Annotated in this window: 23 protein-coding genes; 10 read left to right on the top strand and 13 right to left on the bottom strand. The window is 67.5% G+C overall.

The features are described from left to right. Positions 1–4 precede the first annotated feature (4 nt). The 8 genes from G6O69_RS36005 to G6O69_RS35970 all read right to left on the bottom strand — a co-directional run bounded on the left by G6O69_RS36005 (position 5) and on the right by G6O69_RS35970 (position 5,663). Positions 5–760 (bottom strand): hypothetical protein, encoded by a 756-nt coding sequence (locus G6O69_RS36005; RefSeq protein WP_172307996.1) that lies wholly within the window; start codon positions 758–760, stop codon positions 5–7. Position 761: 1 nt separating this feature from the next. Beyond that, positions 762–944, bottom strand: a complete 183-nt coding sequence (locus G6O69_RS36000; RefSeq protein ID WP_172307994.1) for a DUF5908 family protein — start codon at positions 942–944, stop codon at positions 762–764. A 6-nt stretch (positions 945–950) separates the two neighbouring features. Beyond that, positions 951–1,409, bottom strand: a complete 459-nt coding sequence (locus tag G6O69_RS35995) for a phage tail protein (protein WP_172307993.1) — start codon at positions 1,407–1,409, stop codon at positions 951–953. 3 nt (positions 1,410–1,412) lie between these two features. Then, complete coding sequence (locus G6O69_RS35990; RefSeq protein WP_172307991.1) at positions 1,413–1,862, bottom strand: phage tail protein; 450 nt, start codon at positions 1,860–1,862, stop codon at positions 1,413–1,415. A gap of 16 nt (positions 1,863–1,878) precedes the next feature. After that, positions 1,879–2,352: a phage tail protein gene (locus tag G6O69_RS35985; protein WP_172307989.1), complete on the bottom strand. Its 474-nt coding sequence runs from the start codon at positions 2,350–2,352 to the stop codon at positions 1,879–1,881. A gap of 53 nt (positions 2,353–2,405) precedes the next feature. Further along, positions 2,406–4,034 carry a phage tail sheath C-terminal domain-containing protein gene (locus G6O69_RS35980; protein ID WP_172307988.1) on the bottom strand — a complete coding sequence of 543 codons (1,629 nt, stop codon included), beginning with the start codon at positions 4,032–4,034 and terminating at the stop codon, positions 2,406–2,408. A gap of 58 nt (positions 4,035–4,092) precedes the next feature. Beyond that, the gene (locus G6O69_RS35975) at positions 4,093–4,905 is read right to left on the bottom strand and encodes a hypothetical protein (protein WP_172307987.1); all 813 of its coding nucleotides are present in this window, start codon (positions 4,903–4,905) and stop codon (positions 4,093–4,095) included. Between the two features lie 164 nt (positions 4,906–5,069). Further along, entirely contained in the window at positions 5,070–5,663 is a 594-nt protein-coding gene (locus tag G6O69_RS35970) for a DUF4255 domain-containing protein (protein ID WP_172307986.1), read from the bottom strand. 550 nt (positions 5,664–6,213) lie between these two features. On the opposite strand from G6O69_RS35970, the gene G6O69_RS40970 reads away from it, so the two are divergent. The 8 genes from G6O69_RS40970 to G6O69_RS35935 all read left to right on the top strand — a co-directional run bounded on the left by G6O69_RS40970 (position 6,214) and on the right by G6O69_RS35935 (position 14,068). Then, entirely contained in the window at positions 6,214–6,339 is a 126-nt protein-coding gene (locus tag G6O69_RS40970; RefSeq protein WP_255215968.1) for a hypothetical protein, read from the top strand. Between the two features lie 229 nt (positions 6,340–6,568). Continuing rightward, positions 6,569–7,384, top strand: a complete 816-nt coding sequence (locus G6O69_RS35965; RefSeq protein ID WP_172307985.1) for a protein phosphatase 2C domain-containing protein — start codon at positions 6,569–6,571, stop codon at positions 7,382–7,384. A gap of 63 nt (positions 7,385–7,447) precedes the next feature. After that, on the top strand, positions 7,448–8,890 hold the full coding sequence (locus G6O69_RS35960) for a ferritin-like domain-containing protein (protein ID WP_172307984.1): 1,443 nt from the start codon (positions 7,448–7,450) through the stop codon (positions 8,888–8,890). Further along, the gene (locus G6O69_RS35955; protein ID WP_172307983.1) at positions 8,887–10,497 is read left to right on the top strand and encodes a phospholipid carrier-dependent glycosyltransferase; all 1,611 of its coding nucleotides are present in this window, start codon (positions 8,887–8,889) and stop codon (positions 10,495–10,497) included. Before G6O69_RS35960 ends, G6O69_RS35955 begins: the two co-directional genes overlap by 4 nt. Then, on the top strand, positions 10,494–11,192 hold the full coding sequence (locus G6O69_RS35950) for a hypothetical protein (RefSeq protein WP_172307982.1): 699 nt from the start codon (positions 10,494–10,496) through the stop codon (positions 11,190–11,192). The genes G6O69_RS35955 and G6O69_RS35950 overlap by 4 nt, the downstream gene beginning before the upstream one ends. 260 nt (positions 11,193–11,452) lie before the next feature. Further along, positions 11,453–11,770, top strand: a complete 318-nt coding sequence (locus G6O69_RS35945) for a DUF2849 domain-containing protein (protein WP_176397279.1) — start codon at positions 11,453–11,455, stop codon at positions 11,768–11,770. Positions 11,771–11,778: 8 nt separating this feature from the next. Then, positions 11,779–13,443 (top strand): nitrite/sulfite reductase, encoded by a 1,665-nt coding sequence (locus G6O69_RS35940; RefSeq protein ID WP_172307980.1) that lies wholly within the window; start codon positions 11,779–11,781, stop codon positions 13,441–13,443. Next, on the top strand, positions 13,436–14,068 hold the full coding sequence (locus G6O69_RS35935) for a DUF934 domain-containing protein (RefSeq protein ID WP_172307979.1): 633 nt from the start codon (positions 13,436–13,438) through the stop codon (positions 14,066–14,068). Before G6O69_RS35940 ends, G6O69_RS35935 begins: the two co-directional genes overlap by 8 nt. A 72-nt stretch (positions 14,069–14,140) precedes the next feature. Here the strand turns inward: G6O69_RS35935 and G6O69_RS35930 are convergent, their stop codons facing one another. Continuing rightward, positions 14,141–15,445 carry a hypothetical protein gene (locus G6O69_RS35930; RefSeq protein WP_172307978.1) on the bottom strand — a complete coding sequence of 435 codons (1,305 nt, stop codon included), beginning with the start codon at positions 15,443–15,445 and terminating at the stop codon, positions 14,141–14,143. Positions 15,446–15,858: 413 nt separating this feature from the next. On the opposite strand from G6O69_RS35930, the gene G6O69_RS35925 reads away from it, so the two are divergent. Together G6O69_RS35925 and G6O69_RS35920 are read left to right on the top strand one after the other, a co-directional pair. Beyond that, positions 15,859–16,557, top strand: a complete 699-nt coding sequence (locus tag G6O69_RS35925) for a hypothetical protein (RefSeq protein WP_172307977.1) — start codon at positions 15,859–15,861, stop codon at positions 16,555–16,557. 77 nt (positions 16,558–16,634) lie between these two features. Next, positions 16,635–17,585 carry a trypsin-like peptidase domain-containing protein gene (locus tag G6O69_RS35920; RefSeq protein WP_217909982.1) on the top strand — a complete coding sequence of 317 codons (951 nt, stop codon included), beginning with the start codon at positions 16,635–16,637 and terminating at the stop codon, positions 17,583–17,585. A 30-nt stretch (positions 17,586–17,615) separates the two neighbouring features. On the opposite strand, the gene G6O69_RS35915 is transcribed toward G6O69_RS35920, so the two are convergent. From G6O69_RS35915 to G6O69_RS35900, 4 genes are all read right to left on the bottom strand, one after another. Further along, positions 17,616–18,428: an SDR family oxidoreductase gene (locus G6O69_RS35915; RefSeq protein WP_172307975.1), complete on the bottom strand. Its 813-nt coding sequence runs from the start codon at positions 18,426–18,428 to the stop codon at positions 17,616–17,618. Next, positions 18,425–18,880 (bottom strand): histidine phosphatase family protein, encoded by a 456-nt coding sequence (locus G6O69_RS35910; protein ID WP_172307974.1) that lies wholly within the window; start codon positions 18,878–18,880, stop codon positions 18,425–18,427. Before G6O69_RS35910 ends, G6O69_RS35915 begins: the two co-directional genes overlap by 4 nt. A gap of 47 nt (positions 18,881–18,927) precedes the next feature. Then, positions 18,928–19,917: a glycerophosphodiester phosphodiesterase gene (locus G6O69_RS35905; RefSeq protein WP_172307973.1), complete on the bottom strand. Its 990-nt coding sequence runs from the start codon at positions 19,915–19,917 to the stop codon at positions 18,928–18,930. A 99-nt stretch (positions 19,918–20,016) separates the two neighbouring features. Beyond that, positions 20,017–23,388 carry a TonB-dependent receptor gene (locus G6O69_RS35900; RefSeq protein WP_172307972.1) on the bottom strand — a complete coding sequence of 1,124 codons (3,372 nt, stop codon included), beginning with the start codon at positions 23,386–23,388 and terminating at the stop codon, positions 20,017–20,019. Positions 23,389–23,403 lie beyond the last annotated feature (15 nt).

Below are 23,403 nucleotides of genomic sequence, written 5' to 3'. Positions count from 1 at the left end.
CTCGCTAGCCGTTCCCTTCGCTCGATCCGCCCGCGCCCTTGCCCGCTTTGTCGAGCGGCGGGAAGCTCAGCTCGGTCCCGGGCACGAGCACGCGGAAGTCGTCGATGCCGTTGAATTCGGCCACGCGCAGGTAGTAATGGGCGCTTCCGTAGATCATCGCGCACATCTGTGGGAGCGTGTCGCCGGCCCTGACCACGCGGTGGTGGGTGAGGTCGGGGGAGTTCAGCCGGTCCTGGGCGCTGGCCTTGGGCGGGTGGAGATCCTCGACAAAGACGGCGTCGATCTCGGCGCGGCGCGGCGCGCCGCTACGAAAGAAGCTGGTGTAGTTGACCTTGGCGGACTGCAGCCGGCAGTCGAAGCCATTTTGCAGCGGGCCCTCGCCCCACTGTACGCGCAGATAGTTGGGCTCGTGGGTCTCACTTGTGAGATAGAAGCAATTATCGATGAAATCCTTGACGCGCTTGGAGACGGTCTGGACCGAGGTCCACAGCTGCTCGACCGGGAGGATGTTGACGTCGGTGCCGTCGAAGACCAGCTTGAGCGAGAGCGTCTTGGGGTCGCTGCGCACGAAGCGAGCGGGCTTGGTGCTCGCGCCCAGGGCTTCGGCATCTTGAAATTTGCTGGCGTACTCGAGCGAGAAGCTCTCGGGGTTGAACATGACCTCGAAGGTCGAGCGGAGCTCCGAGCCGTAGGCGAGCTTCTTACGCTCGGGGTCGCTGAAGGCGACGATCTCGAGCTTGGCGAGCTTGGAGAAGATCATGTCAACGCTCCCTCCTGCGGGCGAGGGTGCGCAGGACCTTGCGGACACACTCGGTGACGATGGCGTCGCGGTCGACGGCCGCGACCCGAGCTGGGGGCGGGGGCGCGGTGTCCTGGGCTTCGCGCCGCTCGCTCGCAGGCTCGGCGACGGCGCGGATGATGAGCTGCCTGATCTCGACGGTCATGGGGGTTCAGATGCGGAGCACTTGCATGCTCGAGTAAGACAGCTCGATGGTGTCGATGACGACCTCTTCCTGGCTGGCGTCGAGATCACTCGTCTCCCAACGCACGGGGAAGGTCTTGATGAACAGCCAGCCGGCCAGCGGCAGCTTGTTCTCGTTGAGCAGCGTCACGAGCACGTTCGAGGTCGGGAATTCGGCGGTCGAGAGGATGTCGTTGAGCTCGATGTTGAGCAGCGAGCCGACCACGAAGCCGCGCTCGAGGGTCAAGGTCCCGTACTCGACGCGATCGGGGACGCGGTGGCTGTAGAGGTTCTGGCCACCCTCGTTGATCGTGCTCGTGCCGGCCTTGACCGCGAGGCCGGACACCCGCTTGAAGCGCAGGTCGAGCAGGTTGGGCAGGATGCCGCCGATGAAGAAGGTGACCGCGAAGCGAAAGCCCAGCGGGTTCTTGATGATCTCGCGTGACATGCTCTAGGGGGCTTCTTCGATGGTGATGCCCGCGGCCTTGACGGCCAGGCTCTCGATCACGACCTCGCTGCTAGAGGCGTCGAAGGTCGGCGCGGACAGCTTGATCGCTACGGCATCGGCGATCTTCCAGCGGATCACTGGCATGGTGTCGGCGCCGCAGAGATCGATGGTCATCGGGCGTGAGTCGTTGGACTCGAGCCACGCGTAGAGCCAGGCGGCCGAGGCGGGCACGAGCCCGCGCTCGAGGGTCAGGTCGATCCACTTGTTGATGAAGTACTTGAACAGCGTCTCGCCCTCGAAGGCGCTCAGTCCGTGGCGGTAGACTACGGAGTAGTGCTCCCGCTGCAGGCCGGAGACCTTCGCGAAGCTCACCGATTGATCGCCGATGGTCACGCGAAAGTTGTAGGCCGGCAGCGGGTAGCTGGCCTTTTGGTCGTCGACGCTCAGGGCCATTGATCGAAGTCCTGGCTCAGTTCTCGGCGATGGTGACCTTGTCGGCGCGCAGCTCCATGCTCTCGAGCGCCGCGTCGTTGGAGTTGGCGTCGAAGCTCGGCGCGTCGAGCTTGGTGGGGAAGGCGTTGTGGATGGTCCAGCTGACCACCGGATCGCCGTTCTCGTCGCACAGGCGCACGACGATGTCCTTCTTGGCGATCACGTTGGTCGCCGTGGTCTTGATCCAGTCGTAGAGCACCGCGATGCTGGTCTTGCGGACGAGGCCCTTCTTGAGGCTGATCGTCGGCTGCTGGATCTGGCTGGGCATCAGGAGGATCCGCGGGCCAGCAGCGTTGCTGGCCGTGGGGCTCTCCTTGAAGGTCGTCGTCTCGTAGGCGACGCTCAGCCCCGAGATCTCGGAGAAGGCGATGGTCTCGCCGTCGATCTCGACGCGGTAGTTATATACGGGCAGCGGATATTCACTGCGGATGATGTCTTCGCTGACTGCCATGGTGGCCTCGTTTTTGTGCGTGAAGAGGGCTCAGGAGAGGGCCGGTGCCGCGCTCAGGACTCGGCCAGCTTGTGGGAGAAGCGCAGGACGATGAACTCCGCCGGGCGCACGGCGGCGATACCCAGCTCGATGGTCATCCGACCCTCGAGCACGTCCTGAGCGGTCATGGTCTTGCCCAGACCGACGTTGACGAAGTAGGCCTGCTCGGGGTTGCTGCCCTGGAGGGCGCCGCGCTCCCACAGCCCAAACAGGTAGCTCTCGAGCATACCCTTGACCTTGAGCCAGGTCGTCGCGTCGTTGGGCTCGAACACGGCGAAGCCGGTCGCCTTGCGGGCGGCCTCTTCGATCATCACGAACAGCCGGCGCACGGACACGTAGCGCCACTCGTTGTCGTTGCCAGCCAGGGTCCGCGCGCCCCAGATCAGCACGCCCTTGCCGGTGAACGCACGGATCGCGTTGATCGACTTGCCCGAGTTCGGGTCGACGTTGAGGCTCTCTTGCTCCTCGGCGGTGATCTTCGCGGTCGGGGCGATGACCGAGGACAAGCTGACGTTGGCCGGGGCCTTCCACACGCCGCGGTCACGGTCGACGCGGGCGTAGATGCCAGCGATCGCCGCGCTCGGGGGCATGATCATGCGCTCGGCCGCGAGCGCCTTTTTGATCTGGTTGTAGAGCGCGGTGTTGGTCCGGGCCAGAGACTCGAGCGAGGTCACCGAGCTGGCGTCGCGGACCAGCGCCGAGGACCCGGAGATCAGCGGGATCTCGGCGTCGGGGGTGGCGCTCTCGAGCAGCGAGAAGCCAGCCGCGGCGGTGGGGTTCTCGGCCGCCCAGGTGTCCCAGGCCTCGACGATCGCGGCGCTGGTCTTGCCGTCGACGTTCTCGATCTTGAGCAGCCCGGCCTCGACGCTGAACTCGGCGGTCGCGTCGGCGCTGCCCTTGTTGGTGTCGACCTTGGGCTCGCTGTTCTCGCCGACGTACTCGACGCGGATGCCCCCGAGGTCCAGGCCCCAGCCCGGCGCGCTCACGCCGGAGATCTCGACCTGCTTGGGGTCGTAGCTGTAGGTCAGGTTCGTGCTCAGGTAGGGGTGGTAGGCGGCGCCGTAGCTCAGCGCGTTGGTGCCCAGGCCGGTGCGGAAGCTGTCGACGTCGCCGCCGGGGACGTCGAAGATCGCGAAGCGATCCTGGAGCTTGGCGCACTGGGCGAGGATGGCCTGGTAGATGGCGTAGGTGTCGGCGGGCGAGAGCTTGATGGCCTCGGGGGCGAGGATCAGCGTGGGCTCGTCGTGGCGCTCGAGCTCGGCGAGGCCGGACTCGAAGGCCTGCGTGTTGATCTCGTCGCTGTGGTTGCCGATCGAGACCACGTAGCAGCGGCCGCCGCCGTTCTTGAAGTAGAGGTCGAGGGCCTCGTAGAGGAAGTAGTCGGGGGTGAGCTCGGCCTCGCCGCCGCGGGTGAGCCCGGTCAGCGCGCCGCCCTCGGTGCTCGCGGTGAAGCTGGCGGCCTTGGCCGCGCCAAAGCGCCGCTCGTACTCCAGCATGGTCGCGATCTCGGCGACCTCGACGGTGTTCGAGGCGCCGAGCTGCGTGTAGCCGATGAAGGCGGGGATCGCCGTGGCGACCTCAGCGACGGAGGGTGGAAAGGTCGAGATCTCTTCTACGTAAACACCAGGTGTCTTGTACGGCATGACGTCGCTGCCTTCTTCGCGGATTCGTGAAACGCGGACTAATCGATTGGACTTGTTGTCAGAGGACGATGATTTGATAGAGGGTGTCCTGCGCGATGTCGTCGCGGATGACGACGCTGTGGTTGCGCAGGGCTGGGTTGGGAAGCTCGGTGTGCAGCACGCTCTCGCCGACGCTGAGGCTGAGGTGGCGGCGCGGCGCGGCGCGGCAGGGCAGGGCCTCGCTGGAGGTCAGCCGCCAGCGCGGGCGGTCGGGGAACTGGGCGGCCAAGCTGGCCGCGACCCGGTCCTCGCTCGCGGCCTCGGGGGCGGCCTCGGTCTCGAAGATGATCGGCTGCTCGCCGCGCTCGGGGTCCGCGTCGGTGATCGTCGGGGCCGCGCTGGTGCCCACGCAGTAGTAGGTCCAGCGCGGCGTGCTGGCGCTCAGGCGCGCGGACAGGCGCGGGGGGTCGCTGATCCACGCGGGGTCGAGGTCGACGAGCTCGACGCAGGCCAGGGCCTCGCGGGCGCGCGGAGCCTCGGGCTCGTCTTGCTCGAGGCTCAACTCGAGGCTGCCTGCGGCGTTGCGCAGGCGGGGCGTCGCGAGGGCTCGCAGCGCCTGGAGGTCGGTGTAGAGCGGGAGCTCGGGGTCGTCCACGCACAGGTCGAAGCGCAGGTGGAGGTCCTCGCCGAGGCTGATCAGCGGGCGCTCATGGTTGCTCGGGTCGACCTCGACGAGGAGATCGAGGCCGTCGGCGCGGCCGCGGGCGAGCATGCGACGACCGGCGAGCTTGCGGGCGCAGGCCGGCTGCGGGCGCAGGCTCAGCCCGCGGCAGCGACCGTCCGCGAAGTAGTCGTGGACGAGATCGATGGATAGCAGCCTGCGGTGTTTCATGGCGCTAGGATCCCGTGGTGGCGCTCGACGTGGCCGCGAGCGTGTCGCTGGCCGCCGCAGCCGAGCACAGAATGCGCCGCTGTATCGGGCATACTGCGAGTTTTTGGGACACGGGCATCGTCGTGCAGGGTCGTGACGTGTTTCACCACGGGCTCCTCGCGGGCCTAGCCATTGGAGCCAGGATCCATCTCCCCAATGTGGCGATTGGCCTCACCGGCCTCGACGCCTGGGATCGCTGGGCTAGCGTCACGAAGGAGCACCAAGTTGACGCGATAGAGCACCGAGGGGTGATGGCTGATGCGCAGCGCGTTCCAGATCTCGTTTTGCTCGGCGAAGCCAAAGGTGCGCAGTTCGAAGAGCAGGCGTTCGACGCCAGCGGGCAGCGCAGGGGTGTTTTGGCTGGTGTAGGCCGGCTTGCCCTGAAAGTGGGTGAGGACCGCAGAGAGCTGGTCCCAGGCCTCGTCGTAGCGCTTGAAGCGAGCCACGAAGAGCAGCTGGAGGCTCAGGCGAATGTCGGGAAAGACCCGTGTGACCGTGCCGTCTTCCGCGACGCGACGGAAGCGATCGCCGGCTCGCAGCAGCCGCTCCTCCTCGACGTTGACGAGCAACATGGAGACCGCGCCCAGCTTGAACTGGAGTGGGTCCATCTTGTCGCCATCGACGAATGCAACCTTGTCATTGGCTGACTCGTCATCGCCCGTCGTTCGCAGCGCGCGATCGAGGTCAGTGCGCAGAAAATTGAGAACAGAACCGATCATTAGGAAGCGCTAAGGGGAGCTAAGGAGTAAGTCGAACGCCCTTATTTTTGATCTCAAATGCCAACGATGTCCACTCTCAAATCAACTTAAAAACAGAACCCTCGTGAGCGAAGTCTGACCATCTTCGAGGTGTGGCGTGTAGCCTCACTTCGCGGATTTTCGGCATGCGGTGACGTGTTCAGGGTGCTTTTTGAGTAGCTTGGCCCACGAGATATCAATGCATATTCGGTCGTGTCCTCATGTGTATTTCTGCCTCGTTTTCCTGTGCGTTATTGATTTGGTGGGCGAGGGCCCAAAAAGGTGTAGTTGTCGCTAGAGGGGGAGGGGTCGAGTGCCGGCGAGTCGGTGTCACTCACAAGCGCGGCGGGTGGCGGCGAGTGGCTGCGCCTAGGCTGCGCCCGGTCTGGGTGATGGTTTGGGTGATGGGCTTGGTGTGGGACCGAACGCGAGTTGTGACCGGGGGGCCGGGGCGCGAGGCTGGGTTGGCCTCGCGGGCGCGACTGGGCGAGGGGTGAGGCGAGCTCGACATGCCGTGCGCGGGGGTGCTCGCGTGGTGTCGCGTCGTGGCCGAGACGAGCGATGCGGTCGTGAGGGTGACGCGACGGTGACGAGCGACGCGACGGTGACGAGCGACGCGGCCGAGACGAGCGACGCGGCCGAGACGAGTGACGCGTGATTTGGCCGAGACGAGCGACGCGGCCTGGGCGAAGCCGACTCGCCCGGGCGCTGTCCGTCGCCCACGGCGGCTTCGACCCAGGTCGAGGGCGCGCCGAGCCGCCGACCCTGAACGCCTGCGCGGGATCGGCGGAAGGCCCTAGACCCGGCTCCACGCCCCCTTTGCGCGGTTGAGCGGTCTTTTATCCCTAAACGAGCGGCGGCCGAGGACCCATGTTATGGTCCGCGAGATGCGTCTGAGCGCCTGGCCGATCACCGACGTGGGTCGGGTCCGCAGCCACAACGAGGACAGCCACCTCGTCAACGACGAGATTGGCCTCTACCTGGTCGCGGATGGAATGGGGGGCCACGCCGGTGGTGCCCACGCGAGCCGAACCTGTGTAGAGGTGGTTGGCAAGGTCGTCGAGCGCGGGCTCCAGGGTCTCTCGGGTATGCCGCGCGAGATCGCTGCCGCCGCGGTCAACGATCTACTCGGCGCTGCGGCCAGCGAGGCCAGCGCCCGGATCTACGACCAAGCCCAGCGCGAGCCCAGCCTGCACGGGATGGGCACGACCTTGACGGGCATGCTCTTTCACGAGGACCGCGCGCACATCGTGCACATCGGCGACAGCCGCTGTTACATGTTCCGCTCGGGCACGGCGCGGCAGCTGACCAACGACCACTCGTGGCTCAACGAGCAGGTACAGGCCGGGCTGCTGACGGAGGAAGAGGCCGCCGCGAGCGACCTCAAGCACATCATCACCCGCTCGGTCGGCTTCGAGCGCGAGGTCCAGGCGGACCTGCTGACGGTCAACGTCAGCCCCGGCGACGCCTTCTTGCTGTGCTCCGACGGGATGTGCAACTACATCGAGCTCGACGAGCTCGCGCACCTCGCCCGCCAGAATTTTCAGGCCGACCTGCCGCGCGTCTGCACCGAGGTCGCCCTCGAGCGTGGCGGCGAGGACAACATCACCGTCGTGGTCATCGGTGCTTCCAACGGCCCCGACCGGCGTCGAGGTCCCCGGCCGCTGCGCAAGACCATCGCGGACACCTTGCCGCCGCAGTAGGGCGCGGGGCGAGCGCGCCGGCACCCGTGGTCGGGGCCCGGCAAACTCGCTATCGTCCCGGCCATGCGAGACACGGACGTGCTCCGCCGGCGCTTGTCGGCGCAGATCGGCTTGTCGCTCGCGGCGACGGCGATGCTGGGCGCCTGTGATGGCGAACCCGGGGCCGCGCCAGCTGCGAGCGAGGCGCGAGAGAGCGCGCCGAGCGAGGCCACGCCCGCCGCGGCCACCGAGAGCGAGGCGGGCGAGGCGAGCCGGGTGAAGACCGCGGGCCGACGCACGACCACGAGCTCGTCGACGCCGAGCTACGTCCCGCCCAGGCCGGTCCAGGAGATCCCCGAGGGGGAGTTCGACTATTTTGGGCCGGGCCGGGATCCCGTCGCGATCGACCGTGGGGAAGAGGCCTGCCCGAGCGGCCAGTGGTGCGGCGTCGCCGAGGACGCGCGCAAATTCGCCGCCAGCGGGGTTCCCGACCAGCTTGGTTGTCCGTCTCAGATCCTGGCCAAGCCCGCCGTGGCCAACGGCCTCGACCAGGCGGCCGAACGCTGGCAGGGTCTGTCCTTTCACCCAATGATGCGAGGCGGACTGATGACCTCGGAGACCGAGGAGAAGCGCGCCAGCCAGGGCGAGCAGGCGCTTTGTTGCTACCACTGGTTCGAGTACTGCTCGGGCCGGCCGCTGCTCGACGGCGAGGAGGCGGTGCTCGCCGAGCTCCTCCCGGGCTCGAGCTGGTGCTGTGAGGCGATCGAGGTCGCCGCGCCCCTGGACAGGCCCGACGACCTGCTGCCGGACGAGCTGCGCGCGCGCCTCGGTGAGCTGTGGGTCGAGGACGGGCGCATGGAGCACGCGGCGATCGCTGCGTTCATGCGCGCGACCTTGGAGCTCATGGCCATGGCCGCGCCCTCGGAGCTGCTCGCGGAGATCCAGCAAGCGGCGCAGGACGAGGTCGAGCACGCCCAGCGCTGCTTTGGCCTCGCGGCGCGCTTCAGCGGCGAGCCGCGCGAGCCGGGCGCGCTCCCGGCCCTGGAGCCGCGGGTGGGCGCTGCCCCCGAGGGCTCGAGCGCCGACTGGGTCCGCCTGGTCGTCGACACCTTCGTCGAGGGCTGCGTCGGCGAGACCATCGCCGCGCTCGTCGCCCGCCGCGCCATGCGGCACTGTGAGGATCCCGCGACCAGCTACACCCTCGAGCAGGTCGTCGACGACGAGGGCCGCCACGCCGGGCTGGCCTGGCGGACCGTCCGCTGGGCCCTCGAGCACAGCGGCGAGCACCGCGACGACGTGATCGAAGCGCTCGTGGCCCAGGCCCGGGGGATGGTCGAGCTCGCGCGGGCCGCCTGCACCGAGCTCCCCGCCGCCGACCCGCAGGCGGAGCTGCTCGCTCGCTTTGGTCGCCTGGATCGCCGCACCGAGCTGCGAGCGCGCCGCGACGCCTGGGAGGAGCTGATCTTGCCGACCCTCGACGCGCTGCTCACCACCTTGGTCGAGCCGGGATCCGAGGCGTGGGCATGAGCGCGCTCATCGCTTGGCTCGGCGCGGACCGCAAGCGGCGCTGGTGGGTGTTGTGCCTGTTCCTGGCCGCGCTGGTCGTGCGCGTGAACTGGAACCTGCTGGTCCACCCCCTCGACGGCTTCCTCTACTCGGACATGCGCGGCTACGACGGCCGCGCCGACGCCCTGCTCGACCACCCCTTCTCGAGCCGGGAGTACGACGCCTTCTTCCCCTTCGGCACCGCCTGGGTGCTCGCGGCCATCAAGTACGTGTTTGGCCGCGACAACTACGTGGTCATCGGGGTGATCTGGGCGATCTTCGGGGCCTCGATCGTCGCGGCCTGCTACGCGATCGCGGACCGCGTCATGGGCGAGCGCGTGCGCTGGGTGGCCCCGGCCGTGGGCGTGTTTCTGGTCTTCTACTACCCGCTGATCGCCATCGGCGGCTACGTGCTCAGCGAGCTGCCCTTCTCCTTTTGCATGACGATGAGCCTGCTGCTCTTGCTGCGCGTCGTCGACGAGGGCCGCTACCGCGACGCGCTGCTCTTGGGCTTCACCTTGGGCTGCGGCTGCCTGATCCGCTCGCAGCTCACGGCCAGCATCGCGCTGATCGGCGGCTACTGGCTGATCACGCGGCTGCTGCGTCCGCGGCCCTTCGCCAAGCTGACCTGGAAGCACATCGTGTGCGTGGGTATCCCCCTGGCCCTACTCCTGGGCATGTCCGCGGTCCGCTTCCACATCCACACCGGGCGCCGCGGGCTGGTCTCGGAGAACAGCACCATCAACTTGGTGTTCGGCCGCTGCCACAACAAGGGCATCTACTCGCGCCCCGACGGCAAGGGCCACGGCACGGTCCGCTTCGCGCCGCCGCCGCTGATCCAGTTCGAGGCCCACAGCGAGCGGCACCCCGAGTCCTTCTTCCAGATCAAGTCGGTCTGGGCCGACCACCCCGAGCCCTTCCCCGAGGTCGACGGCTTCGCCGTCGATGGCTTCGGCTGCCGCAAGCGCGGCTGCAAGCTGCCGGGCAGCGAGATCGAATACAAGGGCTACATCGGCGACGGCGACATCCAGATGACCATCGTCGAGGAGTGCGTGCGCCGGGCGGGCTTCAAGCGCCAGGCCTACTTCACGCTCTCGCACTGGGCGATGCTGTGGAAGTACAACCGCATGTGGCCGGACGACGCCAACCCCAAGCCGCGGCCCAAGGCCAAGGACGAGGGCTGGAAGGCGCTGCAGCAGCGCTGGGCCAAGATCCACCGCGGGCTGCTGATGATCCCCGCGCTCTTCGGGCTGTTCTTCGCGCTCGCGCCGCGGCGCCGGCCCAAGGAGGCGCTGGTCTCCCTCAACTTGTGGGCGCTGCTGGTGATCGCGGGCATCTGGCTGGGCGGGATCCGCTTCCGCATGCCCTACGACCCGATCATCGTGCTGCTCGCCGGTTTCAGCTACGGCTTTTTGTGGGAGAAGCTGGTGGTCCCGCGGCTGCGTCGCTTCTTCCCCGAGTGGTCTTCACGCTGGCTGCCCGCCCCGGTGGGGGCGCCCGACGCTGACGTGGCCGATGGTCCTGACGCGGTCGAGGTCGAAGAGCCGGGCTCGGAGCCGAGCGAGGATCCCGAGGATCCCGACGCGTGAAGCCGCTGCTCGAGCTGCGCCCCGGCCAGGCCTTCCTGCGCCGCCGGCAGGGCGTCGCGCTGCGCGACCTGCCGGGCTTCGTCCGCGGTCAGCACCGCCTGCCGCGGGGGGCGGGCCGCGCCGCCGAGCAGTTCGTCCACGAGCTGGGTGCGGAGGCCCTCGAGGCCGAGGTCGCCGCGGTCTATGAGGGCGCCAAGCGCCAGCTCGGCCTGCGTCGACGCCAGCTCGCCCGCGCCGTGGCCGAGGGCGGGGGCAACGTCGACGCCCCGCAGTTTCGCTTCGTGATCGAGCTCGAGCTCGATCCCAAGGACCCCAGCCGGGCGCTGTGGCAGCGCCGGGTCGAGCTCCTGGTCCCGCCGGCGCAGCTGCCCGGGGGCTTTGACGCGCTCTTCCCCGTGGGCTGCGACGAGCTGGTGATCCCCCTGGCGAGCTCGGGCGAGGCCGAGGACTTCGACGAGATCGTCGAGCAGCTCGAGGACTTCGCCGAGCGCTGGGGTGGCGTGGTCGAGGAGGACGACAGCCTCGGCCTGGCCGCGCTCTCGACCCGCGACGGCAGCCGCCTCGAGCTCGACCTGCGGGCGAGCGAGCTGAGCCTGCGCATGCTCGGGCAAGAGGGCTGCCGCGAGCTGCTGCTCGAGGCCGAGCGCCGCTTCGCCGAGATCGCGGGGCCCGTGGTCGCGGCCCTCGAGGGCTGAGCCCCGACCCGTGACTGCGCAGGCGGTGTGGCCTGCGCCTGGTCGCGCGCGGGGAGCTGTGCCCCGAGCGTCTCTGGCGCACGTTTCAGACTATGTTTTATGGGTTTGTTACCTGTAAATATGGATGCGCCCAAAATGCTCTAAATTCAGTGATTTATGGGTTTCAGAAGAAAATATTTTTTCCAGTGAATCATGATTGAATAAAAACATCGTGGCCTACCGTATGGACTTCGTGCTTCGCTGCGGCCAACGGAGCCTGCATGAAGTTGTGGATGATCACCGGAAGCTCGACCGACGACGGCGCCCCGATCTACCTGCGCACGGACGGCTCGTGGACGCGCGCCCTGGTCGAGGGCGCGGTCCTCGAGTCCGAGGCGTCGCGCGACGAGGCCCTCGCCGAGGCGCGCCAGCGCGAGCGCGCCGTCTGTGATCCCTACGTGATCGTGGTCAGCCGCGACGCGTCGGGGCAGCCGGGGCCGACGAGCCTGCGCGAGCGCATCCGGGCCGAGGGCCCGACGATCACCTTGCCCTGCGCGGCCAAGCCCGCGCGCGCAGGCGAGCGCCAGGCGAGCGCCTGAGGAGCACCATGTATCGCTACGACGAATACGATCAGACCATCGTCGAGGAGCGCGCGGCGCAGTTTCGCGATCAGGTCGCGCGCCGGCTCAGCGGAGAGCTGAGCGAGGAGGCCTTCAAGCCGCTGCGCCTGCAAAACGGGCTGTACATGCAGCTGCACGCCTACATGCTGCGGGTGGCGATCCCCTACGGGCTGCTGTCCACGGTCCAGCTGCGCAAGCTCGCCGAGATCGCCCGGGTCTACGACCGCGGCTACGGCCACTTCTCGACCCGCCAGAACATCCAATACAACTGGCCGCGGCTCCACGACGTCCCCGACATCCTCGACGAGCTCGCCAGCGTCGAGATGCACGCGATCCAGTCGAGCGGCAACTGCATCCGCAACACGACCTCGGATCACCTGGCGGGGGTCGCCCGCGACGAGCTCGAGGACCCGCGGGTCTACTGCGAGCTGATCCGCCAGTGGTCGACCTTCCACCCCGAGTTCGCGTTCTTGCCCCGCAAGTTCAAGGTCGCGGTGACCGGCGCGCCCACGGCCGACCGCGCCGCGGTCCGGGTCCACGACATCGGCGTGCGCATCGTCGAGGACCCCGAGCGACCCGGGCGGACGGGCTGCCAGATCCTCGTGGGCGGCGGCCTCGGTCGGACCCCGCGGATCGCCGAGCTGTGCCGCGAGTTCGTGGCCCGCGAGGACCTGCTGAGCTACCTCGAGGCGGTCCTGCGCGTCTACAACCGCCACGGCCGCCGCGACAACAAGTACAAGGCGCGGATCAAGATCCTCGTCGGCGCGCTGGGCATCGAGGAATTCCGCCGCCAGGTCGAGGCCGAGTGGGCGCTGATCCGCGACGGGGTCATGAAGCTGACCCAGGCCGAGTACGACCGCGTCGCGGCCTACTTCTCCCCGCCGGCCTACCGCGCGCTCGAGAGCAGCGACGGCTACGTGGCGGGCCTGCGCCTGAGCCCGGACCGCGCGCTCGGGCGCTGGGTGGCCAGCAACGTGCTGCCCCACCGCCAGCGCGGCTACTCGATCGTGATGGTCTCACTCAAGCCGCGCGGGCGCCCGCCGGGGGACGCGACCGCCGAGCAGATGGAGGCGATCGCCGACATCGCCGACGAGTTCGGCTTTGGCCAGGTGGTGGTCAGCCACGACCAGAACCTGGTCCTGCCCGACATCGAGAGCGCGCGCCTGCACGAGGTCCACGCGCGCCTCGCCGCCCTCGAGCTCGCCGAGCCGAACGTCGGCCGGGTCACCGACATCATCGCCTGCCCGGGCCTCGACTACTGCAACCTGGCCAACGCGCGCTCGATCCCCGTGGCCACGCGGATCAGCGAGCACATCGAGGATCTCGACTACCTCCACGACCTCGGCGAGATCAGCCTCAACATCTCGGGCTGCATCAACGCCTGCGGCCACCACCACGTCGGCAACATCGGGATCCTCGGCATCGACAAGCAGGGCGAGGAGTTCTACCAGCTGATGCTCGGCGGGTCCTCGGGCGACGACGCCTCGCTCGGCAAGATCGTCGGCCCAGCCCTCCCCAGCGCGGAGATCGTCACGGCCATCGACACCGTGCTGCGCACCTACCTCGACGGGCGCGAGTCGCCGGAGGAGCGCTTCATCGACTACGTGCGCCGCATCGGCCTCGATCACTTCAAGGAGCGTCTAAATGGCTGAGTCCAGCAACGACAAGCGCCTGCGCCTGTGCGGCGCGGGGGCGTCGGCCGAGGGCGGCGCGAGCATCCTGGCGATCGTCGATGGCGCGCCGGCGATCGTCTGTGACGCGTGGAAGCAGCTGACGCAGGATGAGGCGCAGCCAGCTGCGGGCAAGCTGCCAGCTACGCGCAAATTGCCAGCTGCGCGCAAATTGATTGTCACGCCCGCGCGCTTCGCCGAGCTCGCAGCACAGCGCGAGGCGGCCGGCGCGGCCCTCGAGCTCGGCGTCCGCGTGCCCGGGGAGACCGAGCCCGAGGCGCTGCTCGAGGCCCTGGGCCTGGAGCAGCTCGGCGAGGGCTCGGGGGCGCCGACGCTGATCGCCATCGAGGTGCCCAAGTTCACCGACGGCCGCCACTTCAGCCTCGCCCGGCTGCTGCGCGAGCGTCATGGCTACCGCGGCGAGCTGCGGGTCGTGGGCGACGTGACCCCCGATCAGCTGTTCTACATGCGCCGCTGCGGCTACGACAGCTTCGTCCTGCGCGAGGGAGAGTCGCTGGCCACGGGGCTGCGGACCTTGGCGGCCTTCTCGGTCGCCTATCAGGGCGCGGCCGACGACGCGCGGCCGCTCTATCGACGCCGCGCCTGAGCGCGGACGCGACAAACAAAGACGCGGGCGGAGGCCGAGGCCTCGCCCGCGTCTTTGCGTTGCTCGCTGGGATCAGTCGGCGTAGTTGATCCAGCTGGCCGTGGTCCAGTCGTCGCCGGCCGGGTCGACGGCGCCGATGTAGCTGGTCCCGCCGCAGCCCGAGCCGTTGCCGGCCACGTCGCCGCTGGGCACGATGCTGGCGCCGCCCCAGGCGACGCTGCCCAGGCCGGGGTCGGTGGCCAGGTTGGCGCGGCTCTCGTCCTCGACCCACGCGGTCCAGCCGGCGGCGTCGAGGCTCTCGGCGCCGGAGTTGTGCTCGGGGTCGCCGTAGTTGCCGAAGAAGATGTTGTTCTCGATCGTGATGTTGCCGGCGTCGGCCTCGGTGAAGGTCGCCTCGTCGGCGAGCAGCGTCGCCTCGAGGGCGATGTTGGTGAAGATGTTGGCCTGCCAGGAGCCGTGGGTGCCTTCCTTGATGGTCACACCCTTGCTCTTCTCGGCGCCCTCACCCGCGCCCACGCAGGTCACGTTGCAGATCTCGGGGGCGGTCTTGGGGGTCGCGGAGAAGTCCGTGCCCTGGTTCGAGACCTCGAAGCAGTTGTCGCCGTTGCCCTCTTCTTGCTGGATGAAGACGTGCTGGATGGTGCCGGTGAAGCCCTGGTCGACGTCGATGGAGTCGTCGGCCGCGCCGGTCACCACGATGTGGTCGAGGTCGAAGCCGCCGCCGAAGAACTCGATGCCGTCGTCGGAGCCCTTGTGGACCTGGACGTAGCTGGCCTTGGTCGCGGTGCCGCAGGCGTAGAAGGTGATGCCGTTGAGCTCGCTGCCGTCGGAGAGGGTGAAGCCGGCGTACTCGACGCGGACGTACTCGAGCGAGCCACAGTTGTGGGCGTCGTCGCTGCCGCCGTAGTTGGGGGGCTCGGGGAAGCCCTCGGCGAGGCCGGGGGCGCCGAGGTTGGTGGTCGCGGCGCCAAGCAGGACCACGCCGCCCCAGTCGCCAGCGGCGGGGCTGGAGGAGTTGTTCGAGGTGAAGACGATCGGCGCGTCCGCGGTGCCCTCGGCCATGAGCATGGCGTCCTGGACGATGATCAGCGCGGAGTTGTTGGCGCCCAAGATCGTGGTGCCGGGCTCGATGGTCAGGGTCGCGCCGCTGACGTAGATGTAGTCGGTGAGGACGTAGGTCTTGTCCGCGGTCCAGGTGGTGTCCGCGGTGATGTCCTCACTGACCTCGACGCGATCGGAGCCCTCGGTCTCGCCAGTCTCTTCGCTGGTCTCGCCGCTCTCGTCGTCGTCGCTGGCGCCGTCGTCGGAGCAGCCAACCGTCAAGGAAAGGGAGGTCGCCAGGGCGGCGCAGGACAGGATCGAAGGAAGTCGCTTCATGGGGGATGGTCTCCTGGCCGGCTTCCTAGCCGGGGTTTGTGACGGGCGACGAACTGGATTGCGAAGGCTGTGTGACGTTGATGGATGGAGGTAGTGACTTTGCGACGCGCGCGTGGCGGGAGATCTAAAGCCTGCGTGGGTGCGAGCGCCGCACAGCGACACGCGTGTCGTGACCGGGCACTCGTTACCGGATGAGCGGCCCGAGTGTTTGGTGGCTGGTCTGATGAGCCAATACGAGGCCGAAGTTGGAGGGGGGTATCGGCATGGCGGCGCAGAGGTCGCACCTCGCTGTGGGGCTGAGATGAGCGGATTCCTAGCTCTAGGAATCCCTTGACGCTGCTATTGGAGCCTGATATTGTGACATGATGTACAGAAAACATGCAGGCATGCAGGCATGCAGTGCTACGGTTCGGATGCTCGTGTGCCTCTGTGTGTTCGGGAGTGGTTGCGATGCTGGGACAGATGGCGATACCAGTGATTCAGAGATCGGAGAGGATGGTGGGGATGCCATGATTCAGTGCGAACTCGTCGACACGCTCGCGCTGGTTGATGCGGACGAGGTCGCTCCCAATGGTAAGGCTGGCGCCGAAATTTTGGCTGCGGTTCCCGATTCGTTTCTGACTACGCTCCATTGGGATCTGTCGAACAGTAGAGTCGAGGTTGAGGTCGAGGGGACAGTTGGACAGAGCTCCAGCCTCGAACTCGGGTTCACTCTGGCTGCGGACCCGGTTTTTGTATTTGAGGATTGGGCTGCGATGAATTCGCAGGGGGAAGTGGTGTCTGAAGGTGAGGTTGTCTGTGAGGACTATGTCCGGACATCATTGGACCTCACCGCACATACAATGGACGGTGCGTTGTCGATTGCCTTGCCCAGCGTCGACGTGCGGCTCGGTCCAGACTATCCGGAGTTTGGGATCTTGGCGGAGCCATTCATACTGAAGACTGCCCAGCTCGCCTCTCCGGAGGTTGCGTTCGTCTCTCCTGTTGTCCAGCCGGCAGACAACGATAAGACCGTGGCGCTCATTTTCGAGGGGGAGGGGGTGTCTGGCACGATCACCGCCTACGCCACTGTTGGTGATGATGTGCATCAAATTGTGGTGTCCCGATGGTGATGTCGAATTCTCATCGATTTTTAACTCTTGCTCTCGGGGGTAGTTTTGTCCTCGGATGTTCTATCGATGAGGAAGAATTGTGTGGCGAGCCTCGCGGCGATGACGAAGTGGGTGTCGTAGGGGAGGGAGTGTCACAGGATAGAGATGGACCCGAGCCTATCGAGTTCGTCGAGTATCAGGTCGACGATGTGCTAGCTGTTGAGGTCTTGGCACAAGAACCGAGAAGCTGGGAGAACGAAGATCCTCGTTGGCCGGTGACATCTGAGAGCACATTGCAGGAGTATCCTCTTCGTACTGTTGTGCAGACTCGGCTGGCGTACCCCACTCCTGGTGGTGATCTGTCCATCATTAGAGGTAGTGGATTTCTGGCTGGGCCTAGGCATGTGATAACAAACAGGCATACTGCTGTGGCTCCTGGGGTTAATGTTAATGAGATGATTGAGGATGAGCCTGCGCTTTTTGATTTCAGTGTATTTCCTGGGAGGTCGAACGTCGCAATTCTGAATGGTGGGGATTGGAGGGTTGAGCGAGTGCTCTATAACCCTTACCCGGTGACGGAGTACGATGACTATGCAATTCTCGTGCTCGAAGATGACCCGGAACGATCGGGTCAATATGGTCGGATGGGTGTTTGTGAGTTCTCGAAGGGGACGCTCGACGGTCTTTGGGTCTCTAGTGCGGGGTTCCCGGGGGCTGATCAGGACTGTGAACATACTCCAGATGATCCCATACCAGGAGTGAGTGATTGTCCTTGTGGCGGATGGATGTATCTCCAGTCGTGCTGGGTGGAGGATGTGGATCCACAGGAACTGACTCTCTCTTGTGTGGTTCAGTCTGGACAGTCGGGAAGCCCCGTATGGTTTGACGGATGCGGCTCTGACGAGACTCGGTGTACGGTAGGCATTCTTTACGGCAGTACTGGTCTCAGCACGGGCGCTGTCCGTTGGGAGGACGAGGACGTCGAGTGGCTGAGGTCGAATATCTGCGCATGGCCATCTCAGTACGCCGTGATGCCGTCTTTTTGTTGACTTTGGGAGTAGCGTGAGTCCTGGAAATCGTCAGGGGATCCGGCAGTGGCGGCGCATCACGATCTCGAACAGCCGCGGGCCGATCAGCCGCTCGAGGGTGACCCCCAGCCGTTGTAGCCACGGCCCGACGAGGTAGCGCGGCGCGAGCCGGCGCTTGCCGACAAGGCGCTCGACCATGGCCGCGAATTCCCGAGGATCCCCGCCGACGGCCTCCTCGGCCGCGAAGCCCGTGACCGTCAGGCGCATCTGCGCGCTGTAGGCCGACGACTCGCCGGCGGCGGCGTGGATGCGGTTGGTGGTGATCTCGGTGCGAAAGTCTCCGGGGGCGATGGTGCAGGCCTGGACGCCGAAGGGGCGCAGCTCGAGGCGCAGGGCCCGGGTCAGGCCCTCGACGGCGAACTTGCTGGCGCTGTAGTAGCCCTGAAAGGGCAGGGCGAGCATGCCCGCGAGGGAGCTGACGTTGAGGATCTTGCCGCTGGCCTGGGCGCGCATCGTGGGCAGCACCGCCCGGGTCACGCGGATCAGCCCGAGCAGGTTGGTCTCGAGCTGGCGGCGAAGCTCGGGCATCGAGGTGTCCTCGATCGATCCGACCACGCTGATCCCGGCGTTGTTGATCAGCACGTCGATGCGCCCGGCCTCGGCGAGGACCGTGGCCACGCCGGCGGCGACGCTCTCGTCGTCGTCGATGTCCATGGTCAGCATGTGGACGCCGGCGGGCGGCGAGGCCACGCGCGCGGGCGCCCGCGAGCTGCCGTAGACGCGGTGCCCTGCGGCGGCCAGGCGCGCGGCGGCGGCCCGGCCGAGGCCCGAGGACGCGCCGGTGACGAGGACGACGAGGCTCATGGCCGGCGCCACGCGAGCGTGGCCTGGGCGCCGGCCTGAGCGAGGCGAATGCGATAGGCGCCGGCCGTGGACAAGCCGTCGACGCGCAGGCCGAGCAGCTGCGAGGCGGCCCGGGCCATGTAGGGCATGTGGCCGACGGCGATCACCTCGGCGTCCTCGTCGAGCTTGGCGAGGCTCGAGAGCAGCGCGGCGGGGTCGCTGCCCGGGAACAGGTCGGGGCGGGGGATCACCGCGCTCGCGCAGCGGGTCGCGGCGGCGATGAGCTCGGCGGTCTGGACGGCGCGGACCAGCGGGCTGGTCCAGATCCGCGTCGGCGTGACGCCCAGCGCGGCGAGGGCCTCGCCGGTCGCCTGGACCTGGGCGCGGCCGGCGAGGGTCAGGTGGCGGCCCTCGTCGCCGAGCGCGTGGCTCGGCGCGCTGGCTTCTCCGTGTCGAATGAGCGTCACGAACATGGCGCCCAGTCTACCGCGATTGCAGACGTCGCCAGGGTCGCCCCTGCTCAGCCTTCGAGCACCCCCTCGAGGAGGAGCGGATCGTCGGTCATGATCCCGTCCACGCCCTCGGCGATGAGGGTCTCCATGTTCGCGGCGTCGTTGACCGTCCACGGGTGGACCATGAGATCGTGGGCGTGGGCGAAGTCGATGAGCCCCTTGGTGGTCAGCTCCCAGGGCGACTGCACGAACCCGCAGGGCGGCAGGTAGTCTGGGTCCTGGTCGTTGGCCGCTTGCTGGAAGGTGGCCATTTCAACGAGGGTCATGGCCGTGAAAGTGTCCGGGCTGGCCGCGCGAAACGCCTGAATCGTCGCGTCGTGGAACGAGGCGACCACGATGCGGTCGGCGACGCCATGGTCCTCGAGCAGGGCCGCGAAGGTGGGCACGATGCTCGGCTCCGCCTGCTTGATCTCCATGAGGTAGTAGGCGTCCGGGAAGGTCTCGAAGATCTCCTCGACCCGCGGAATCTGAATGCCCATGCCGCGATAGGGGAAAGTCTCGCCGCCGTCGGTGGTGAAGTCGTAGGCCGCGTCGAGGGCCCGCAGCTCGTCGAAGCTCATGTCCGCGATCGCGCCCGTGCCCTCGGTGGTCCGGTCGACGGTGTCGTCGTGCATGACCACGATCACGCCGTCCGAGCTCATGTGGAGATCCATCTCGATGATCTCCGCGCCCACGGCGAGGGCGTTCTCGAACGCGGGCAGGGTCGCCTCGGGACGCAGGCGCCCGCCGCCGCGGTGGGCGATGTTCAGGACGTGGTCCGAGAGCAGCGGGTTGCCCTCCGTGCCCGTCTCGGTCTCGGTATCGGTCTCGGTATCGGTCTCGGTGTCCGTGCCGGTCTCGATTCCCGTATCGGTCTCGGTGTCCGTGCCGATCTCGGTATCGGTATCGGTCTCGGTATCGCCGACCACGTCGCTGCTCTCCGAGCCCTCGGCGCCCGAGCAGGCGCCGAGGATCCACGCGAGCGATGGGCCAATCAGTGCAGGGGGAAGGCGGCGCATGGCCGCATCATCACCCAGTCGATTGGTGGAGGCCAGCGGGGCCGGCGCTCGGATGTTCTCAGCGAGGCCGCGAATGGATCCCACTCGCGGCCTTCGTGCTCAGTACTTCCAGGTCAGCCCGATCTTGAAGCTGACCCCGTCGCGGGTCTCGTAGGTCACGGGGCCGTCGGGGTCGTAGCCCAAGGTCCGGCGCTCGCGGGTGTTGAGGATGTTCCCGACCTCGAAGTCGAGCATCAGCTGGTTGCGCAGGTCACCCCACTCGTTGCGCTTGTAGGCCAGCAGGCGCTGCGAGGCGGTCAGGTCGAGCTGGTGCATGGGCTGCTGGACCATGTCGGGCAGGCCGAGGCCCTGGACCTGATAGATGTAGGGTCCAAAGGCGTTGTACATGATCCGCGCGCTGGTCCCCGACTCGTCGTTGGCGTAGTCGAGGTAGGCGTTGATGATCCACGGCGACTGGCCCTGGAGCGGGCGCACGCGGCTGGTCGAGACCTGGTAAGCCTCGCGGCAATTCTCGTCGGGCACGGCGCCCTCGAGCTCCGATTCGTTGCCGGGCAGGTAGCAGGGCGCGCCGAGCTGCACCCGCGAGTAGATGTAGGCGAAGTTCGCCCCGATCGAGAGGTCGCGGAGCAGGTCTTTGGCGCGGCCCGCGTCCTCGGGGGCGAGGAAGTCCAGGGCCTTGCGGAACTCGACCTCGAAGCCGCTGTTGATCGCGCCCTCGGCGTTGGCCCACGAGGCGCTGGGGTTGTCGCTGGCCCCGATGACCTCCTCGATCGGGTCCTCGAAGTGCTTGAAGAACGCGCTGACGGCCACGACCTCGTTGGCCCGCGGGAACCACTCGACGCGCAGGTCGGCGTTCCAGATCTTGGTCGAGACCAGGTCCTGGTAGCCCTGCTTGGAGAAGCCGCCGATGTAGTCGCGGAACTGGAAGGGCGCGAGCTCGCGGAACTCGGGGCGGGCCACGGTCCGGCTGCCGCCGAGGCGGATGTTGAGGTCGCCGGCGTCCTCGGGCAGGCCGGGGGAGAACACCAGCGAGGCCGAGGGCAGCCAGTCGAGGTCGACGAGGTGCGCGCCCTCGAGGTCCGAGTCGGTCTCGTCGGGGTTGTAGAGATCGAAGGGCTGGGCGTCGATCACGTTGGACTCGAGGCGCACGCCGCCGTTGATCTTGAACCACCGCACGAAGGGCAGGTCGAGCATCACGTAGCCGGCGATGTTGCGCGACCAGGCCGTGTAGTTGTCCTGCTTGCGCAGGCGGTCGACGAGCACGAAGGGCTGGGTCCCGCCGTTGGCCGCCGACACGCCGCCGCCGATGGTCGAGGCGTTGATCGGGTTGTCCTGGCCGTTGGGCACGGCGTCGAACAGCCCCGTGGCGTAGTTGTAGTCGAAGCGCCGGGCGATGAACTCGCGCTGCTTGGCGTCGATCCACGCCCCGAACTCGAGCTTGCTGTCGAGGCCCTTCCACTGGCGGAAGGGCAAGGTGAAGTTGAGCCCGGCGTTCTCGTTGTTGTCGGTCAGGTCGAGGAAGAGCTGGTTGCCCGTCGGACCGTTCGAGGTGTCGATCTGGTAGTAGTCCTGGTCGCTGTTGTACAGGTAGACCATCTCGCGCATCGACGGGTCGTCGCGGCGAGCCTGGGAGAAGGACCCGAAGTAGTCGATGGTCAGGTCCTTGGCCCGGCGGATGCGGTGCTCGCCACGCAGCTCCGTGAACGCGATCGCGCTCATCTGGTAGCGCTGGCGCGTGTAGTTGATCAGCCCGGCACCCGAGACGCTGCGGACCGTGCCGTACATGTCGCGGGTCTCGTCGTGGGCCTCGCGGGCGTAGAGCCCGGTCAGCGCGAAGCGGTTGTCGCTGTCGACGTCGAGCTGGAGCTTGAGCAGGCCGTTGAAGTTGGTGACGTAGTCGGTCTTGAACGACTCGAGGTCGACCTGCGGGGTCGTCAGCGAGGGCTCGCCTTCTTCGAGGCCGTACTGCTTGATGATCTCGTTGTTGGTCTGGTGCTCGTTCTCGTAGCTGCCCGAGAACAGCAGCCCGAACTTGCCGCCGCGCTCGTTGAGCTTCCAGCTGTTGCCAGCGGTCAGCTTGAGCCCGAAGTTGGCCGGCGCGAGGCCGCCGCGGATGATCTTGGTCCGGGTGTCGAGGGACTCGCCTTGGGCCTCGATCTCCTCGGTCGTCCACTTCTCCTCGAGGTTGTCGTCGAGGGCGCCGCGGCCGACGGCCGAGTTGGCGGGGAAGGAGCCCGGGATCCCGCGCGGGATGTTGCCGAGGGCGAAGAAGTCGTAGCCGCCGTAGCCGGCGTCGGTCGCCATCTCGCGGAAGCTGGTGTTGGTGTTCATCCCCATGCTCACGCCGAGGCTGACCGTGGGCTCGCTGGGCGCGTCGCGGGTCACGAACTGCGTCGAGCCGCCGGCGAAGTCGCCGGGCACGTCGGGGGTGAAGGTCTTTTGGATGTTGATGGCCGAGAGCGCGCCCGAGGGGAACACGTCGAGGGGGACGGTGCGCAGCTCGGGCTCGGGGCTGGGCACGCGCGCGCCGTCGAGCAAGGTGTTGCCGTAGCGGTGCCCGAGGCCGCGGACGAAGAGGTAGCGCCCGTCGACCACGGTCGCGCCGACGATGCGCACGGCCACGCTCGCGACCTTGCCGCCGCCGGCCTTGCTCATCTCGGACGCGTCGATGCCGTCGTTGACCGAGGTCTTCTGCTTGCGGGCCTCCTGGAGCGCGCCCTCGGCCTCGAGGTTGAGGTCGTCGGCGACCTCGAAGGTCTCCATCACGCCGGTCATCGGCACGAGCTCGACGTCCTGGGCCTGGGCGGCGCCCTCGGCCACGCTGAGCTCGGGGATCTCGACGCGCTCGTAGAGGTCGAGCTCGACCTCGAGGGTGTGCACGCCCGGCGGGAGCTTGAGCTCGTAGCTGCCGTCGACGCCGGTGCGCGCGACGTAGTCGGTGCCCTTGGCGCGGACGTAGACGCCGGCGAGCGGCTCGGCCTTGGCGTTGCGGACCACGCCGGTGACCGTGCCCACGGCGCCCTCGGCCTGGACCTCGCCGGACTTGAGCTCGGCGTCGAGGGCCTCCTGGTCCTCGGAGATGTCCTCGAAGAAGAACGCGTCGTCCTCTCCGATCTCGCCCTCGTCGCCCCAGTCGTCGCCCCAGTCGTCGTCGCCGCCGTCTTCTCCGGGGCTCGCGTCGCCCTCACCGCTCTCGGGCGCGATGACGAACTCATCGTCCTCGCCACCTTCAGCGTCGCCACCGCCCTCGCCATCATCGGGGCTGATCACGAACTCGTCGTCGCCGCCCTCGGGCGCGTCCTCGGAGCCGTCGTCGAAGTCGAAGCCGTCGTCGTCCCCGGAGTCTTCGGAGCCGTCGTCGAACTCGAAGTCGTCCTCGGGCGGGGCGGCCAGAGCCTGGGGCGCGGCGCCCAGAACCAAGAATCCGGGCAGGGCAAAGCCCCACCGCTGCAAGTTGCGGTGTCGTTTCATCGTGGTTTCGCCAAG

It is taken from the genome of Pseudenhygromyxa sp. WMMC2535, from assembly GCF_011083025.2.
The sequence above is the reverse complement of the archived record's forward strand: the minus strand, read 5'-3'. Positions and strand labels throughout refer to the sequence as shown.